We start from the raw sequence: 15,574 nt of genomic DNA, 5'->3' as shown, positions 1-15,574 counted from the left end.
AGCGTGGTGGCCATGGCCGCCTTCACGCCCCCGCCCGCCGACGCCGTCCGGGCACGACTCCTGCTCGCCGGGCGTGACGAGTTCGCGGCCGTCGGGCTCGCAGCGTCCCGGATCGAGCGCATCTCGGCGGCGTCGTCGAGCAACAAGGCGCAGATCTTCCACTACTTCGGGAGCAAGGAAGGGCTGTTCGACGCGGTCGTCGCGCAATCCGTCGCGGAGACGCTCGAGGACGTGCCGCTCGACACCGACGACCTCCCGGAGTACGCCGGGCGACTGCACGACAGCTACGCCCGTCGACCCTGGGCACTGCGTCTGGCGACCTGGTACCGCCTGGAACGCCAGGACGCCAGCCCCGTCGAGGACGTCGTCGTCGCCAACGAGGCCGTCGTGTCGGCGATCGAGCACGCGCAGCGCGCCGGCGTCGTCCCGCGGAGCTACCGGCCGGCCGTACTCCTCGCGCTCGTCCTCACCACGGCGGCGATGTGGAGCACGACACCGGCAGGGTTCGAGCCACTCGTCCGAGCGGTCACCCCGGCACGGCGGCGGCAGATCGTCGTCGACGCCGTCGCCGCGCTCATCCGCTGACGCGGAAGCGGACCGTGTCGCCCGGGCGAAGCTGTGCCGCACGGTCGACGGACCCCGGCGTGAGGACCGCGACGACCGGGTAGCCGCCGGTCACCGGGTGGTCGGCGAGGAAGAGCACGGGGAAGCCCGCCGGTGGGACCTGCAGCGAGCCGGTCTCGACGCCTTCGCTCGGGAGCTCGTGCGTGACCGCCCGGACCAATGGTTCGGCGGCGGTCGTCCGGACCCCGACACGGTCGCTGTCCTGCGTGACGTGGTGGTCCTGGCCGGTCAGCGTCGTCCGCCACCCGGGCGTGAACCAGCCGTCGCGGGGCCCCGGCACGACGTCGAGCACGACGGGCTCCCACGGCCAGGGCCCGAGCGGCGGGGCGACGGCGTCGACGACGGGCCACGCGTCCGCGGCGTTCCCGATGTCGAGTACGTCGCCGGCGACCACGGGCGCCGGACCGAGCCGCGCGAGTGAATCCCACGACCGGCTCCCGAGGACCGGCGCGACCCCGAACCCGCCACGGACCGCGACGTACGTGCGCAGCCCGGCGTCCGGCACGCCGATGTCGAGCGTGTCGCCGGGGTCGAGCGTGACGACCTCGTGCGCGGCCGCGCCGCGGACCGAGCCGTCCGCCCGCGTGACGTGGACCGCGGGAGCGGCCCCGGTGACGGCGGTGACCACGTGCGAATCGGCGCGGAGCGTGACGGAGCCGAGCAGGGCCTCCAGGACGGCCGCGTCCGGACGGTTGCCGACCATGCGGTTGGCCAGTGCTGCGGACCCGCGATCGGCGGCACCTGCTGCGCCGAGGCCCATGTCGCTGAGGCCGGGGCGACCGAGGTCCTGGGTCGTGACGCCGAAGCCGACGCGCAGGACGGTGAGCGTGCTCACGAGTCGGCCCTCACGAAGCGGATCCGGGTGCCAGCGGGGGCGAGCGCCGGTGGGTCGCGGTCGACCGACCACATCGGGACGTCGGTGCGGCCGATGAGCTGCCATCCGCCGGGCGAGACCCGCGGGTAGACCGCGCTGAACTCGCCCGCGAGGGCGACGGCCCCGCTCGGGACGGCGGTGCGCGCGGTGTCGCGACGGGGGAGGTCCAACGCGGGCGAGGTGCCGGTGAGGTAGCTGAAACCCGGGGCGAAGCCGCAGAACGCGCTCGTCCAGACCTGATCCGTGTGCCACGCGACGAGCTCGTCCCGCGTCATGCCCGTGATGGAGCCGACCGCGTCGAGATCGTCGCCGTCGTAGGTGACGGGGACGACGAGCGGGTCGATGTCGCCGGCCCGCTCGGTGTCCGCGGGCTCAACGCGCGCGAGGTCGGCGCGGAGCCGCCCGGCGTCCGTCCTGGCCGGGTCGAACCGGACGAGGAGCGTGCGGGCGCCGGACACGACCTCGGTCACGCCTGGGAGCACCGCGGCGGTGATCCCCGCGCGGAACGCCACGACCTCGGCCAGCGACCCGAACGTGACGAGCAGGGCGGTGCCACCCGCTGGTCGCACGTCGGGCATCACGGCGCCGGGGCGAACGGCGCGATCGTGATGCCCTGCTCGGTGAGCAGTGCACGGATCGCGCGGGCCATCGCGACGGCGTCCGGTGAGTCACCGTGCACGCAGACCGAGTCGGCGCGCACCGGGATCTCCGAGCCGTCGACAGCGGTGGCGACGCCCTCGGTGACCATCCGGAGCACGCGGGCCGCCACGACGTCCGGGTCGTGCAGCACCGCGCCCGCCGTGCTCCTCGACACCAGCGACCCGTCCGGTTCGTACGCGCGGTCCGCGAAGGACTCGGTGACCGAGCGCAGTCCTTGGCGTTCGGCGGCACGGAGGAGTTCGGACCCCGGCAGCGCGAGCACGGCCAGGGACGGGTCGACGTCGGCGACCGCCCGGGTCACCGCGTCGGCCTGCACCGGGTCTGCGCACGCGGTGTTGTACAGCGCGCCGTGCGGCTTCACGTAGGTCACGGTCGTGCCGGCGACCCGTGCGGTGGCCGCCATCGCGCCGAGCTGGTGGACGACGTCGGCGTGCAGTTCGTCCGGCGTGACCTGGACCGGTCTGCGACCGAAGCCCACGAGGTCGCGGTAGGCCACGTGCGCCCCGACCGCGACCCCACGCGATGCCGCAGCGCGGGCCGTGGCGAGCATGATCGTCGGGTCGCCGGCATGGAAGCCGCAGGCGACGTTCGCGCTCGAGACGACGTCGAGCATCGCGGTGTCGTCGCCCATCGTCCAGGCGCCGTAGCCCTCGCCGAGGTCGCTGTTCAGGTCGATCGTCGTCACGCGTACCCCCTGTCGTCGCCGAAGTTGTTCAACAATCTAGCGGCCAACCATGTCGGCCGCACTCGTTGACATCGGTCAACCATGTGCGATGATTGACGTCTGTCAACTTTTCGGATGCAGCGTGGCATCCCGTTCCACCGAGGGAGCCCGATGTCACACACACCACCAGCAGCCGTGCACGACCAAGAGTCTGCAGCACCCGCGATGTCGCACCGTCAGGTGCTCGAGGCCCTGTCCGGCCTGCTGCTCGGCATGTTCGTCGCGATCCTGGCGTCGACGGTGGTCAGCACTTCGCTCCCGCGCATCATCGGCGACCTGGGTGGTGGCGAGAGCGCCTACACGTGGGTGGTGACGTCGACCCTGCTCGCCACGACGGTGTCGACCCCGGTCTGGGGCAAGCTCGCCGACCTCTTCAACCGCAAGCTCCTCATCCAGCTGTCGCTGGTGATCTTCGTCCTCGGCTCCGCACTCGCCGGCTTCTCGGAGAACCCCGGCACGCTCATCACCTTCCGCGTGGTGCAGGGCCTCGGCGCCGGTGGTCTGACCGCGCTGAGCCAGATCATCCTCGCCGACATCATCAGCCCCCGCGAGCGCGGGCGCTACGGCGGCTACTTCGGTGCCGTCATGGCGGTCGGCACCGTCGGCGGCCCGCTGTTCGGCGGTCTGCTGACGGACAGCCTCGGATGGCGCTGGAACTTCTTCGTCGGCGTCCCGTTCGCGATCGCCGCGATCATCCTGCTCCAGCTCACCCTGAAGCTGCGTGCCCTGCCGAAGCGCAAGGTCTCGATCGACTACCTCGGCATCGCGTTCATCGCGGGCGGCGTCTCGCTGCTGCTGATCTGGGTCACGCTGGCCGGCAAGAACTTCGACTGGGTGTCGCCCACGTCCTTCGTCATGGTGATCGGCGCGGTCGTCCTGCTCGTCGCCACCGTGTTCGTCGAGCTGCGCGCCACGGAGCCGGTCATCCCGATGACCCTCTTCCGGAACCGCACCTTCACGATGGCCGTGATCGGCTCGATCGCCGTCGGCATCGCCATGTTCGGCGCGACGGTCTACCTGGCGCAGTACATGCAGCTGGCCCGCGGGGCGACCCCGACGCAGTCCGGCCTCCTCACCATCCCGATGATCGGCGGTCTGCTCATCGCCTCGACCGTCGGCGGCATGCTCGTCACGAAGACGGGCAAGTGGAAGCCGATCATGACGATCGGGTCGATCGCACTCGTGGTCGGTCTCGCACTGATGGGCACGATCCAGTACGACACCCCGTACGTCGTCGTCGCGGTCTACATGTTCGTCATGGGCGCCGGGGTCGGCTCGGTCATGCAGAACCTCGTCCTCGTCGTGCAGAACACCACCGAGCCGAAGAACATCGGTGCGGCGTCCGCCGGTGTTGCGTTCTTCCGGTCGCTCGGTGGTGCGCTCGGCGTCTCCGTCCTCGGGACCGTCCTCGGCACCCGGGTATCGGACCTGATCGGTGACAAGCAGGCGGAGCTCGGCAAGGCGATCGCGGCGCTCGGCGAGAAGGGCGCAGCCGTCGCGAAGGAGCTCGCCTCCGGCAGCATCCCGGCCGTCAGCCAGCTGCCGCACGGCGTCCGCGAGATCATCGAGTCCGCCTACGGCCAGGCGGTCGCGAACATCTTCCTCATCGCCGCTCCGATCGCGATCCTCCTCGTCCTGGCGATCGTCTTCATGCCGAACAAGCCGCTCACCACGAAGACCGTCGCCGAGCGCTCCACCGACCAGGGGCCGCTCGCGGGATCCGCCGAGGACTTCGCCGGCGTCGGGACCGTCACGGGCTCGAACCCGGTGATCGAGACCAGTGGTTCGCAGGGCGGTGGCAGGACACATGGTCGACACTCGTGAGGTGACCAAGCCAACGGAGTCGGCCGGGCCCGGGGTCCCCGACGGGATCGCGACCCGCATCGACACGCTCGAGCGGCAGTTCGCCGCCCTGTACAACGCGTACCGCCAGCAGATGCGACAGCGCTCCGACGACATCGATCCGGCCCTGCAGCCGTCCGGGTACCGGACACTGGTGGAGCTCGTCGTCGGTGGTCCGACCGGTGCGCGCGACCTCGCCGAGGCCCTCGGGTTCGACAAGAGCGTCCTCAGCCGGCAGCTGCACCAGCTCGAGGAGCTCGGGCTCGTGTCCCGGTCGACCGACCCGACGGATCGGCGGGCGATCATCGTCGCGGCCACCGCGGACGCGATCGAACGGATGGAGCGCACACGGAGTACCGCTCGGGACGAGTTCCGGGGCGCGCTCTCGCGGTGGTCCGAGCACGACCTCGACGAGCTCGCACGGTTGCTCCGGCAGCTCTGATCGTCCCGTAGTCTTCGGCGGTGGATGCAGTGCTGCCCTCGGGGATGACCAGGCGTCGCGTCGAGCTCCGGATCGTGAAGCCCGCGTTCGCGTGGTTCGCCCGGCCGACCGTGACGATCGACGGCGTCGGGCACCCGGCGCAGTGGGGGACGGGCACGTGGGCGGTCCCCGACGAGGGCACGACGGCCCTCGGCGTCTACCTGTTCAACCGGGCGTGGCGGTTCGGTGCCGCGTCGGTGACCGTCACCGCGTCCGACGACGTCCTCGAGTACCGCGGCGGGCTGCTCCCGGTCGGGCCCGGCCGTCTCCGCAGCGTCTGAGGAGTCGCCGACCAGTCGCGGTGCCGGGCCGCCGCCGCAGCGCCCCGGTCACTGCCCGTCGGCGTGCAGCGCCGCCGTCAGCTTGTCGAGCGCGGCGGCGGCCTGCGCGAGGACCGCTCGCTCGGACGGTGTCAGCGCACGTTCGGCGGCCGCCAGGATCCGCGTCGACCGGCGGATGCGCGAGGACGCGATCACCTCCCGCCCCGTGTCGGTCAGTGCGACGAGCACGCCCCGGGCATCGGCCGGGTCCGGGGTCCGCGCCACGAGCCCCTGCTCCTCGAGGTCCGCCACCGTCACCCGCATCGTCTGGTGGCGCACCCGTCGCAGCCGCGCGAGCGCCGCGATGCTGTAGGCGCCGTCCCGGGCGAGGAACCCGAGCACCTCGATCTGCCCCTCCGGCGTGGTCTCCGTCCGGCGGATCGCGCGCACGCTCTCGCCGATCGCCCGTCGGAGTTCGTTCGCGTCGTCGAGCGTGAACGTCTGCTCATCGATGCCCATGGGAAAACTGTACAGGCAGCCTGTACAGTTACGGGCATGGAACTCACGAAGTACACCCACGCCACCGTCGTGCTCACCAAGGGCGAGCAGACCCTCGTGATCGATCCGGGCGCCTACACGCCGAACTCCGCGGAACTCGTCGCGCACACCACCGCGGTGCTCGTCACCCACGACCACCCCGACCACTTCGACGCCACGATCCTGGGTGCGGCGCTCGACGCCCAGCCCGACCTCCGCGTCTGGGCTCCGGCGAACGTCGCTGCCGAGCTCGGCGATCGGGACGGCCGCGTCACGACGGTCACCGCAGGCGACGCGTTCGAGGCCGCCGGCTTCGCCGTGCAGGTCGTCGGTGGTGACCACGCGGTCATCCACGCGGACATCCCGCTCATGCGCAACGTCGGCTACGTCGTCGACGGCAACGTGTACCACCCGGGCGACGCGTACTTCGTGCCCGAGGAATCGGTCCAGACGCTCCTCGTCCCGACCTCCGGTCCCTGGGCGAAGCTCGGCGAGCTGGTCGACTTCGTGCGCGCCGTGCACCCCGCCCGTGCCGTGCAGATCCACGACCTCATGCTGAGCGACGCCGGCAAGGGCTCCTTCGCGCAGTTCACGGGGCAGCTGACCGGTGTCGAGCTGGTCACCGTCCCGGACGGCGAGACCATCACGGTCTGACGCGACCAGGCGACAGACAGGAGGCTCGGTGCCAGCTGGCACCGAGCCTCCTGTCCGTGTCCGGACGTCCGTCAGGGCGCGGGGCGCCCGTACTTCGAGTCGCGTCGGGTGCGCCGGTCCTCGCGGATGACGCTGATGACGCTGACGAGCGTCGCGAGGAGGAGCAGGACCGAGACGACGGCGGTGAAGACGGAGCCGCCGAGGTCGCCCGTGCCCACGGTAAGTGCCGCCGTCGGCGTGCCTGCGTCGGAGGCGACGTACAGGACCCAGTCCGTGAACGCGTGCACGAGCATCCCGACCCAGATCCGGCCGGTCACCCGACGCACCCAGTAGTAGGCGACCCCCGTCCCGACGAGCGCGCCGACCTGGAAGAGGACGAACGCCGGTGGGACACCGGCGATCAGGCTCCCGGGGGCGTGCGCCACGCCGAAGACCACGGCGGTGACGAGCATCGTCACGAACTCGCCGTGCCGTTCGCGGACCGCGGTGAGCAGCACGCCGCGCATCACGAGCTCCTCGCCGAACCCCACCAGGAGCGTGCCGAGCGCGATGAGCGCCAGGAACCAGACGCTCCGCGCACCCCACGGCACCGTGTCGAGCTGGCTGATCGGCACCAGCACCGCGAGGACCGGGATCGACACGAGCCACCAGCGACGGGGCGTCAGTGCCGGCGTCGGGGTCTTGCGCCAGACGCCCCTGCCCCATCGGGCGACGCGGAGGAACAGCAGGACGAGCGCGATCCCGATCGGCAGCGGGATCAGGTGTCCCAGGGCGAACTGCGCTCGGACGTCGTCCTCGGGGCGAGTCCGTCGAGCGCGTTGCCGAGTCCAGCAGCGAGCAGCACCTACACGACCACCACGCCGAGCGCGATCCAGGTGTTCCGGGGCAGGCCGGGTGCGCGCGGCGGGGTGCTCATGCGCCCGACAGTACGGACGGCCGGCTGGGGCGTCCGGGGGTTCGTCAGAGCACGCGCTCCAGCAGGCGCAGGGTCCCGGCGATGTCGACGCTGCGGTCCAGCAGCCACTGGACCTGGAGGCCGTCGAACGCGGCGACGATGAGCGACGCGACCTGGTCGAGATCGGCGTCGGAGTGTCGACCGGATGCCTGCAGCTCGTCGCGCAGCTGCCCGGCGAGGTCCGCGCGGGCGATCTCGAACCGCTCCGCGAAGAAGGCGCGGGAGGTCTCGTTGCCCGGTTCCACCGACGTCGCGAGGAGCGTCGTGTACATCGTCACGAGCCCGGGCACGCTGACGTTGTGGTCGGCTGCCTCGGCCATCCGGTTCAGGACGCCGTCGACACCCTCGAGCCGACGGGTCGAATCCGCGTCACGCTCCCGCAGGACCTCGAGGAGGAGCGCCTCACGCGAGTCGAAGTAGTGCCGCAGTGCCGCGTGCGAGACCCCGATGGCCTCGCCGATCGCCCGGAGCGAGGTGCCGTCGATGCCTTTCGACGCCACGACGTCGAGCGTCCGGTCGAGGATCTCCTTCCGACGCTGCACGCCCTTGGCGTAGGGGCCTCGCGCGCCGGATCCGTCGTTGGAGCTCACCGTCGAAGGCTACCGCGGACGGCCGCGCCGTCTCGGTGACACCTGTTGCTCAAGGCAACTGCTACGGAATCGTGACGCAATACTTCCGCGCGGATGTTTTCGGTGCTACTGTCCCTCAAAACCTAGCGAGGCTAGGAATCCAGGAGGGCATCTGCCCCTGATGGCTCGAGGAGGAGTCATGTCGACACCGACGTCGAAGGAAGAACCGCAGTCCGGTCTCGCCGGGACCGCAACCCCGCCGGTCACCGCCGCCGCAGGCGCGACGAGCACGGATCCGGCAGCGGCATCCCGTGCGTTCTCGGTCGAGGGCCTCACGCAGTCCGTCAGCACCGTGCGTGTCGGGCGGAAGTACATGTGGGCGCTCAGTCTCGCGCAGTTCGGGCTCTTCGCCGCACTGCTCACCCCGGTGTTCGTCGGGATGACCATCAAGGCGACCGAGCTGAACCCCGCGAGCCCCGAGACGATCGTCGGCTCCGTGCTGCCGTTCGGTGCCCTGGGTGCACTCTTCGCGAACCCGCTCGTCGGCGCGTTCTCGGACCGCACCCGCACCCGGTGGGGTCGTCGGCGTCCGTGGATGGTCGGCGGCATCGTGGTCTTCGTCGTCGCGCTCGCCTGGATCGCCTTCGCGCCGAACGTGCCGCAGCTGACGGTGGCCTGGGTCCTGGCGCAGGTGTCCGCGAACGCCGTGCTGGCTGCGCTGACCGCGAGCTTCGCCGACAACGTGCCCGAGTTCCAGCGCGGCAAGGCGTCGAGTGTCATCGCCCTCGCGCAGAACCTCGCGATCCTCGCCGGCCTGTACCTCGCCGTCTACCTGGTGGGCAACCTCCCGCTGCTCTTCATCGCACCTGGCATCCTGGCGATCGCCCTGATCCTCGTCTACTCGTTCGTCGCCCGTGACGACCTGCCGACGAGCACGATCAAGCCGTTCAGCTGGATCAACCTGATCTCGTCGTTCTGGACCAACCCGATCAAGCACCCCGACTTCGGGCTCGCCTGGTGGGGCCGCTTCCTGATCACCTTCGGCACGTTCATGTTCACGACCTACCGGCTGCTGTACATGGAGGACCGCGTCGGGCTCCCGCAGGCCGAAGCGGTCGGGGTCGTCGCGTTCGGTGTGCTCCTCTACACGGTGGCACTGCTCGTCAGCGCATCGGTCTCCGGATGGGTGTCCGACCGCGTCCGCCGCCGCAAGGTGTTCGTGTGGAGCTCCACCGCGCTCACCGCGGTCGGTCTCGTCATCCTCGCGCACGTCGACAGCGTCGGCGGGTTCTACTTCGCCGAGATCGTGATGGGCTTCGCCTACGGCATCTACGCCGCCATCGACACCGCGCTGGTCGTCGACGTGCTGCCGGACCCGGAGCGCCCCGGCAAGGACCTCGGCGTCATCAACATCGCCAACGCACTGCCGCAGTCGCTCGCCCCGGCGGTCGGCCTGTTCCTCCTCGGCATCGGCGGCGGGCAGAACTACACGCTCATGCTCTGGGGCGCCGGTGTCGCCGTGCTCCTCGGTGCGCTCGTCATCCTCCCGATCAAGTCGGTCCGCTAGCCGGTCCTGGCACCAACGAAAGGACTCCCCATGGCACCCGCCATCTCGCTGCAGCTCTACACGGTGAACGCCGCGCTGGAGCCGGACCTCGACGCCGGGGTCGCACGGCTCGCCGCGATCGGCTTCGACACCGTCGAGGCGTTCGCCTTCGTCGGCCGCTCCGCGGAGCTCAAGTCGGCGTTCGACGCCCACGGCATCACCGCCACGACCGGCCACGCCTTCCTCGTCCAGCAGGAGATCCCCCTGCCGGACGGCACGACGATGACCGCACCGTCGCACGCCGACACGTTCGCCGCGGCGAAGGAGCTCGGCCTCGAGATCGTCATCGACCCGTTCGTCGGACCCGACGAGTGGACCACCCGCGAGGGCGTCGAGCGCGTCGCAGCGCGTCTCAACGCTGCAGCGGACGAGGCGGCCGAGCACGGCCTGCGCGTCGGCTACCACAACCACGACCACGAGCTCCGGCCGCAGATCGACGGCAAGCCCGCACTGCAGGTGCTCGCCGAACTCCTCGACCCCCGCGTCGTGCTCGAGCTCGACCTGTACTGGGCGTCGGCCGCCGGCGTCGACGTCGTCGCCTTCGTCCAGGAGCTCGGTGACCGCATCGTCGCCGTGCACGTCAAGGACGGCCCGATGCGTTCGGGGATCTCCACCGCCGAGATCCCGCATGATCAGACCCCGGCCGGACAGGGCGACGTGCCGATCGCCGAGGTCCTCGCCGCTGCGCCAGCCCTCGAGTACGCCGTGATCGAGTTCGACCACTCGGAGCTGGACGTCTTCGACGCCGTCGAGCAGTCCTACCGGTGGCTCGCCGCGACGCTGGACAAGGAAGCGGTGTCGGCATGACGCGCACGGGCAGGGTCGGCATCGGGTTCATCGGTGCCGGCATGATCAGCGAGCAGTACCTGACGAACCTCACGACGTTCCCGGACGTCGAGGTCGTCCGGATCGGCGACATCGACACCGAGCGCGCCGCGGCGTCGGCAGCGAAGTGGGGCGTCCCCGCGTCGGGCACCGGTGACGACGTCCTCGCCGACCCCGACGTCGAGATCGTCATCAACCTGACGCTCCCCGCCACCCACGTCGAGGTCTCGACCGCTGCGCTCCGCGCGGGCAAGCACGTCTGGAGCGAGAAGCCGATCGGGGTCGACCGGGCGTCAGCCGCGGGGCTCGTCGCCCTGGCGGACGAACTCGGGCTGCAGCTCGGCATCGCGCCGGACACCGTGCTCGGCCCCGGATGGCAGACCGCCAAGCGCGCGATCGAGTCCGGCGCGATCGGCACCCCGCTGACCGCCGTGACGAGCATGCAGTGGCAGGGACCTGACGTGTTCCACCCGAACGCGTCGTTCCTCTACGCCAAGGGTGCAGGCCCGCTGTTCGACATCGGTCCGTACTACTTCACGGCGCTCGTGCACCTGCTCGGCCCGGTGGCGTCCGTCGTCGCGACCGGTTCGCGGTCCCGGGAGACCAGGGACCTGGTGGTCGGGCCGAACGCCGGGCAGTCCTTCCCGGTCGAGGTCCCGACGCACGTGTCCGTGCTGACGGCCTTCGAGCAGGGCGGTCAGGCGCAGTCGCTGCTGTCCTTCGACACCCCGCTGTTCCGGCACGGCGTGTTCGAGGTGAACGGCACAGAGGGCACGATCGTGCTGCCGGATCCGAACACGTTCGGCGGTGGGCACCCGATCCGGATCGCGCGGCCGCTGACGAAGGACGCGACGTTCCCGTTCGAGCAGTCGTTCGAGACGCTCCTCGACGAGGAGCCGACGGTCGGTCGTGGTCTCGGCGTCCTCGACATGGCGCGGGCGATCCGCGGCGGTGGCTCGCACATCGCCACCGGCGAGGTCGGGTACCACGTGCTCGACACGATGGTGGCGGTCGAGGAGTCGATCGCCGCGCGGGCGTTCGTCGAGGTCGAGTCGACGGTGGAGCCGATCGCCTCGCTCCCCGAGGACTTCGACCCGTTCGCGGCGACGCTTGAGACCGTCGCGGTCTGACCGGGCTACCGGGGCCCGCCCACGGCGGTGACCCCGGTGGTCCGTCGGCCGCGTCGCCAGACGGCGGCCGTCAGCGGCGTGCCGATCCGGTAGGGGATGTGTGCGGCCGTCGGCGCGTCGATCACCTGGAGGTCGGCCGGCCCGCCGACGCGGATGCTGCCGACGGCGTCCGTGCCGGTGTCGAGGCCGAGCGCGGCCGCACCGCCGAGGGTCGCCGCACCGAGCGCCTCCTCGAGCGTGAGCCGCTGCTGGAGCACCGCGGTGGCGACCTGGAACTGCATCGACGACGTGAAGGACGTGCCCGGGTTGCAGTTCGACGCGAGCGCGATCCGGGCTCCGGCGTCGACCAGTGCTCGGGCCGGCGCGAACGGCGCCCTGGTCGACAGGTCGCACGCCGGCAGCAGCGTGGCGATCGTGCCGGACCCCGCGAGCGCGTCGACGTCGGCCGCCGACAGGTGGTTGCAGTGGTCGACGCTCGCTGCGCCGAGCTCGACGGCCAGTGCGACGCCGCCGGTCTCGCCGAGCTGGTTGCCGTGCACCCGGAGCCCGAGCCCCGCTGCGCGGCCGGTGAGGAGCACGGCACGCGACTCGTCGGGGGAGAACGCCCCCGATTCGCAGAAGACGTCGATGAACCCGACGTGGGGGCGCACGGCGTCGAGCATCGGGCCGGTGACGAGGTCGAGGTACGTCCGTCGATCGACTCCCGACGGCACCACGTGCGCGCCGAGGAAGGTCACGACGTCCGCGACCTGCGCGGCGATCCTGGCGAGCCGGAGTTCGGTGTCGACGTCCAGGCCGTAGCCCGTCTTCGCCTCGATCGTCGTCGTGCCCTGTGCGACGGCCTCGTCGACGAGGGCCGCGGCGCTCCGGCTGAGCTCGTCGTCGGTCGCGTCCCGGGTCGCCGCGACCGTCGTCATGATCCCGCCCGCTTCGTAGGGGCGCCCGGCCATCCGGTCCACGAACTCGGTCGCGCGGTCACCGGCGAAGACGAGGTGCGTGTGCGAGTCGACCCAGCCGGGCAGGCAGGCGCGGCCGCCGACGCTCGTGCGGTGGTCGGCGGCGGGAGCGTCGGCGGCCGGGCCGATCCACGCGACGCGGCCGTCCTCGACGACGACGGCCTGGTCGTGACGGACGACGGACGCGGCGGCCGCGTCGGAGCCGTCGGCGTCCGCGGGGTCCATCGCGCGGAGTTCGCCGATGTCCGTGATGAGTTCGCTCGTCATGCGCGGGGTCCGTTCGTCGAGGCGGAGTCGGTCGGTTCGGCAGCGCCGATCACGTCGATCGCATCGTGGAGCAGCGCCGCGGGGGAGCGGCCGTCGACGAGCACGCCGCGGTCGGCGACGATCCGGCCACCGACGACCACCCGGAGCACGTCGGACGCTGTCGCCGTGAGGACGAGCTGCTCCGGCCGGGCGCCGACGGTCCGGACGGTCGCGGAGTCGATCTCGACGACGTCGCACACGGCGCCGACGCCGATGCCCCCGGCGACGCCCAGCGCTCGGTAGCCGGCGGTGGACCGTGCGGCGTCGAGCTCCCGCGGGGGGAAGACCCCGCGCTGTCGGGCGTGGAGGCGTTCGCCCGCCTCGAGCCCGCGGACCTCGAGGAACGGATCGACGACGGCGTTCTGGTCGGACCCGAGCGCGATGGTCGCACCGGCGTCGGCGAGTCGCCTGGCCGGACCGATGCCGTCGCCGAGGTCCGCCTCGGTGGTGGGGCAGATCACCGCGGAGACCCCGGCGCTCCCGAGCTGGACGATCTCGTCGTCGGTCAGGTGCGTGGCGTGCACGACGCTCAGCCGAGGACCGAGTGCCCCGGCGTCGGCGAGCACCCGTGTCGGCCGGACGCCGTACGCGGCGAGGCTCTGCTCGTTCTCGGCGGGCTGCTCGGACAGGTGCACGTGGAGCGGGACGTCGTCGGGGAGCCCGCTCGCGATCACCGCGACGTCGGAGGGCGCGACGGCGCGGACGGAGTGCACCGCGGCGCCGACCGTCACGAGCGGGTCGTCGCCGATCGCGGCTCGGAGCGCGTGCCAGCGGTCGAGCCAAGCCGCTGCGGACCCGTCGCCGAAGCGGCGTTGCTCCGCAGCGAGGGGCTGCCCCGGCGCGCCGGTGAGGTAGCAGGTGTCGAGCAGGGTCAGGCGGATGCCGACCTCGCGCGCGGCGTCGGCTATGGCGAGGCCGACGGCGTTCGGGTCGTCGTACCGGGACCCGTCCGGGCGGTGGTGCACGTAGTGGAACTCCCCGACGGCGGTCCACCCGGCGGCGAGCATCTCCGCGAAGACGCCGACCGCGAGCTGGCGGTACGTGTCCGGGTCGAGGGCTGCGGCGGCGCGGTACATCGCGGTGCGCCACTGCCAGAAGTCGCCGCCGTCCGCGTGGGTCCGCCCGCGGAGCACCCGGTGGAACGCGTGCGAGTGGGCGTTGCCCGATCCGGCGAGGACGGTGCCGAGCCGCAGGTCCCCGGCGCGCGGCGAGACTCCGACCGTCACGGCGGTGATCCGACCGGCTCCGTCGAGGTCGAGGCGGACGTCGGACCGTGCGACGCCGTCGACGACCGCGGTCGCGCAGTGCACCGCGGCCGCGCAGTGCACCGTGGTCGCACCGGCAGTGCCGCCGGTCACGTCGACGCCCGCATCACGGTCGTGAGCGCCTCGACCCCGGCGGCGCAGTCGTCGGCGTCCGACCACTCCTCCGGCGCGTGCGAGACGCCGGTGGGGTTCCGGACGAAGAGCATCGCGGACGGGACGTGCGTGGAGAGGACCCCGGCGTCGTGCCCCGCGCCCGTCGGCAGCACGGGCACGTCGCCGGCGAGCACGCGGTCGATCGCCGCCCGCGGTCCCTCCGGGAAGTCGACACGGCTCGACCAGGACTCCTCGGTCACCTCGAGCGCGCAGCCGTTCGCGGTGGCGGCGTCCTCGGCCGCGGCGACGATCGCCCCGACGACGGTGCGGGTCACCGTGTCCTCGCCGGCCCGGGCGTCGAGCCAGAACTCCGCGGTCGACGCGATCACGTTCGTCCCGCCCGGGACCGCTCGGAGCCGTCCGACCGTCGCCCGGGCGTCCGCTGCCGCACGAGCGATCCCGGGCACGGCGGCGATGGCCGCAGCGGCCGCGACGACCGGGTCGCGCCGGTCGGTCATGAGCGTCGCGCCGGCGTGGTTGCCCTGCCCGGAGAAGCGGAAGCGCCAGCGGCCGTGCCCGAGGATGCTCGACGCGAGCGCGACGGGCGACCCGAGGTCGACGAGTCCGCGCCCCTGCTCGACGTGCAGCTCGACGAACGTGCCGATGCCGGCCAGGCGATCCGGATCCGGACCGACGGCGGACGGGTCGATGCCGGCGGAGGTGAGCACTGCCTCCAGGCTGGTGCCGTCCACGTCGGTCAACGCGAGCGCGCGTTCCGGGCTGATGGCACCGCTCAGCAGGCGCGACCCGAGGCAGGCGACGCCGAAGCGTGAGCCCTCCTCCTCGGCGAAGACGGCGATCGCCGTCGGTCGCGACGGGCGGTGCCCCTCCTGCTGCAGACGTGCGACGGCGTCGAGCGCCGAGACGACGCCGAGCGGGCCGTCGAAGGCGCCGCCGCCGGGGACCGAGTCGAGGTGGGAGCCCGTGACGAACGCATCGGGCCCCGGTGTGCCCCACCACGCCCAGGTGTTGCCGTTCCGGTCGTGCTCGACGTCGAGACCGAGGCGCTCCGCACGCTCGACGAACCAGTCGCGGAGGTCGCGCTCGGCGTCGTCCAGCAGGTGCCTGGAGTACCCGCCGCGGACGGTGTCCCGCCCGACCTCGGCGATCTCGGCCAGCCCCGGGAGGACCGTCGCGCCCGAGTCGGTCATGC

At 72.0% G+C, this 15,574-nt stretch carries 17 protein-coding genes; 8 read left to right on the top strand and 9 right to left on the bottom strand.

Annotation, left to right across the window (positions count from 1 at the left end):
- Positions 1–12 precede the first annotated feature (12 nt).
- Positions 13–585 (top strand): TetR family transcriptional regulator, encoded by a 573-nt coding sequence (locus tag QK288_RS18055; protein ID WP_281265651.1) that lies wholly within the window; start codon positions 13–15, stop codon positions 583–585.
- Here the strand turns inward: QK288_RS18055 and QK288_RS18050 are convergent.
- The 3 genes from QK288_RS18050 to QK288_RS18040 are packed head-to-tail and all read right to left on the bottom strand — an operon-like array spanning position 575 to position 2,843.
- The gene (locus QK288_RS18050; RefSeq protein WP_281265650.1) at positions 575–1,459 is read right to left on the bottom strand and encodes a biotin-dependent carboxyltransferase family protein; all 885 of its coding nucleotides are present in this window, start codon (positions 1,457–1,459) and stop codon (positions 575–577) included. The two genes, QK288_RS18055 and QK288_RS18050, sit on opposite strands and share 11 nt — an antisense overlap.
- Positions 1,456–2,076 (bottom strand): allophanate hydrolase subunit 1, encoded by a 621-nt coding sequence (locus QK288_RS18045; RefSeq protein WP_281265649.1) that lies wholly within the window; start codon positions 2,074–2,076, stop codon positions 1,456–1,458. The genes QK288_RS18050 and QK288_RS18045 overlap by 4 nt, the downstream gene beginning before the upstream one ends.
- On the bottom strand, positions 2,076–2,843 hold the full coding sequence (locus QK288_RS18040) for a 5-oxoprolinase subunit PxpA (RefSeq protein WP_281265648.1): 768 nt from the start codon (positions 2,841–2,843) through the stop codon (positions 2,076–2,078). Before QK288_RS18040 ends, QK288_RS18045 begins: the two co-directional genes overlap by 1 nt.
- A gap of 150 nt (positions 2,844–2,993) precedes the next feature.
- On the opposite strand from QK288_RS18040, the gene QK288_RS18035 reads away from it, so the two are divergent.
- From QK288_RS18035 to QK288_RS18025, 3 genes are read left to right on the top strand one after another with little or no spacing between them, the layout of a single operon-like run.
- Positions 2,994–4,706, top strand: a complete 1,713-nt coding sequence (locus QK288_RS18035; RefSeq protein ID WP_281265647.1) for an MDR family MFS transporter — start codon at positions 2,994–2,996, stop codon at positions 4,704–4,706.
- Between the two features lies 1 nt (position 4,707).
- A complete protein-coding gene (locus QK288_RS18030; RefSeq protein ID WP_281265646.1) occupies positions 4,708–5,166 on the top strand; it encodes a MarR family winged helix-turn-helix transcriptional regulator in 459 nt (152 codons plus the stop codon).
- A 20-nt stretch (positions 5,167–5,186) separates the two neighbouring features.
- Complete coding sequence (locus QK288_RS18025; protein WP_281265645.1) at positions 5,187–5,486, top strand: hypothetical protein; 300 nt, start codon at positions 5,187–5,189, stop codon at positions 5,484–5,486.
- A gap of 48 nt (positions 5,487–5,534) precedes the next feature.
- Here QK288_RS18025 and QK288_RS18020 read toward each other — a convergent pair whose 3' ends face one another.
- A complete protein-coding gene (locus QK288_RS18020) occupies positions 5,535–5,984 on the bottom strand; it encodes a MarR family transcriptional regulator (protein WP_281265644.1) in 450 nt (149 codons plus the stop codon).
- A 36-nt stretch (positions 5,985–6,020) separates the two neighbouring features.
- Between QK288_RS18020 and QK288_RS18015 the strand changes: the two genes are divergently transcribed.
- The gene (locus tag QK288_RS18015) at positions 6,021–6,656 is read left to right on the top strand and encodes an MBL fold metallo-hydrolase (protein WP_281265643.1); all 636 of its coding nucleotides are present in this window, start codon (positions 6,021–6,023) and stop codon (positions 6,654–6,656) included.
- 71 nt (positions 6,657–6,727) lie between these two features.
- Here QK288_RS18015 and QK288_RS18010 read toward each other — a convergent pair whose 3' ends face one another.
- Positions 6,728–7,297 carry a CPBP family intramembrane glutamic endopeptidase gene (locus QK288_RS18010; RefSeq protein ID WP_281265642.1) on the bottom strand — a complete coding sequence of 190 codons (570 nt, stop codon included), beginning with the start codon at positions 7,295–7,297 and terminating at the stop codon, positions 6,728–6,730.
- Between the two features lie 319 nt (positions 7,298–7,616).
- The gene (locus QK288_RS18005; RefSeq protein ID WP_281265641.1) at positions 7,617–8,201 is read right to left on the bottom strand and encodes a TetR/AcrR family transcriptional regulator; all 585 of its coding nucleotides are present in this window, start codon (positions 8,199–8,201) and stop codon (positions 7,617–7,619) included.
- A gap of 178 nt (positions 8,202–8,379) precedes the next feature.
- Here QK288_RS18005 and QK288_RS18000 point away from each other — a divergent pair, with 178 nt between their 5' ends.
- From QK288_RS18000 to QK288_RS17990, 3 genes are read left to right on the top strand one after another with little or no spacing between them, the layout of a single operon-like run.
- Positions 8,380–9,747: an MFS transporter gene (locus QK288_RS18000; RefSeq protein WP_281265640.1), complete on the top strand. Its 1,368-nt coding sequence runs from the start codon at positions 8,380–8,382 to the stop codon at positions 9,745–9,747.
- A 30-nt stretch (positions 9,748–9,777) separates the two neighbouring features.
- A complete protein-coding gene (locus tag QK288_RS17995; RefSeq protein WP_281265639.1) occupies positions 9,778–10,593 on the top strand; it encodes a sugar phosphate isomerase/epimerase in 816 nt (271 codons plus the stop codon).
- A complete protein-coding gene (locus tag QK288_RS17990; RefSeq protein WP_281265638.1) occupies positions 10,590–11,741 on the top strand; it encodes a Gfo/Idh/MocA family oxidoreductase in 1,152 nt (383 codons plus the stop codon). The genes QK288_RS17995 and QK288_RS17990 overlap by 4 nt, the downstream gene beginning before the upstream one ends.
- 5 nt (positions 11,742–11,746) lie before the next feature.
- Here QK288_RS17990 and hutI read toward each other — a convergent pair whose 3' ends face one another.
- Genes hutI through QK288_RS17975 form a run of 3 tightly spaced genes read right to left on the bottom strand, consistent with a single transcriptional unit; the run spans position 11,747 to position 15,572 of the window.
- A complete protein-coding gene (gene hutI, locus QK288_RS17985) occupies positions 11,747–12,964 on the bottom strand; it encodes an imidazolonepropionase (protein WP_281265637.1) in 1,218 nt (405 codons plus the stop codon).
- Positions 12,961–14,361, bottom strand: coding sequence for a formimidoylglutamate deiminase (locus tag QK288_RS17980; protein ID WP_281265636.1), 1,401 nt, complete (start codon positions 14,359–14,361; stop codon positions 12,961–12,963). Before QK288_RS17980 ends, hutI begins: the two co-directional genes overlap by 4 nt.
- On the bottom strand, positions 14,358–15,572 hold the full coding sequence (locus tag QK288_RS17975) for an allantoate amidohydrolase (RefSeq protein WP_281265635.1): 1,215 nt from the start codon (positions 15,570–15,572) through the stop codon (positions 14,358–14,360). The genes QK288_RS17980 and QK288_RS17975 overlap by 4 nt, the downstream gene beginning before the upstream one ends.
- Positions 15,573–15,574 lie beyond the last annotated feature (2 nt).

Origin of the sequence: Curtobacterium sp. 9128 (assembly GCF_900086645.1) — a bacterium.
In the GTDB taxonomy this organism is placed as follows: Bacteria; Actinomycetota; Actinomycetes; order Actinomycetales; family Microbacteriaceae; genus Curtobacterium.
The sequence above is the reverse complement of the archived record's forward strand: the minus strand, read 5'-3'. Positions and strand labels throughout refer to the sequence as shown.

Bases quoted from the DNA above. Each gene is read 5' to 3' on its own strand.
- QK288_RS18055 (WP_281265651.1), top strand. From the start codon at position 13: ATGGCCGCCTTCACGCCCCCGCCCGCCGACGCCGTCCGGGCACGACTC.
- QK288_RS18015 (WP_281265643.1), top strand. From the start codon at position 6,021: ATGGAACTCACGAAGTACACCCACGCCACCGTCGTGCTCACCAAGGGC.
- QK288_RS18035 (WP_281265647.1), top strand. From the start codon at position 2,994: ATGTCACACACACCACCAGCAGCCGTGCACGACCAAGAGTCTGCAGCA.
- QK288_RS17975 (WP_281265635.1), bottom strand. From the start codon at position 15,572: ATGACCGACTCGGGCGCGACGGTCCTCCCGGGGCTGGCCGAGATCGCC.
- QK288_RS17990 (WP_281265638.1), top strand. From the start codon at position 10,590: ATGACGCGCACGGGCAGGGTCGGCATCGGGTTCATCGGTGCCGGCATG.
- QK288_RS18000 (WP_281265640.1), top strand. From the start codon at position 8,380: ATGTCGACACCGACGTCGAAGGAAGAACCGCAGTCCGGTCTCGCCGGG.
- QK288_RS17995 (WP_281265639.1), top strand. From the start codon at position 9,778: ATGGCACCCGCCATCTCGCTGCAGCTCTACACGGTGAACGCCGCGCTG.
- hutI (WP_281265637.1), bottom strand. From the start codon at position 12,964: ATGACGAGCGAACTCATCACGGACATCGGCGAACTCCGCGCGATGGAC.
- QK288_RS18045 (WP_281265649.1), bottom strand. From the start codon at position 2,076: ATGCCCGACGTGCGACCAGCGGGTGGCACCGCCCTGCTCGTCACGTTC.
- QK288_RS18020 (WP_281265644.1), bottom strand. From the start codon at position 5,984: ATGGGCATCGATGAGCAGACGTTCACGCTCGACGACGCGAACGAACTC.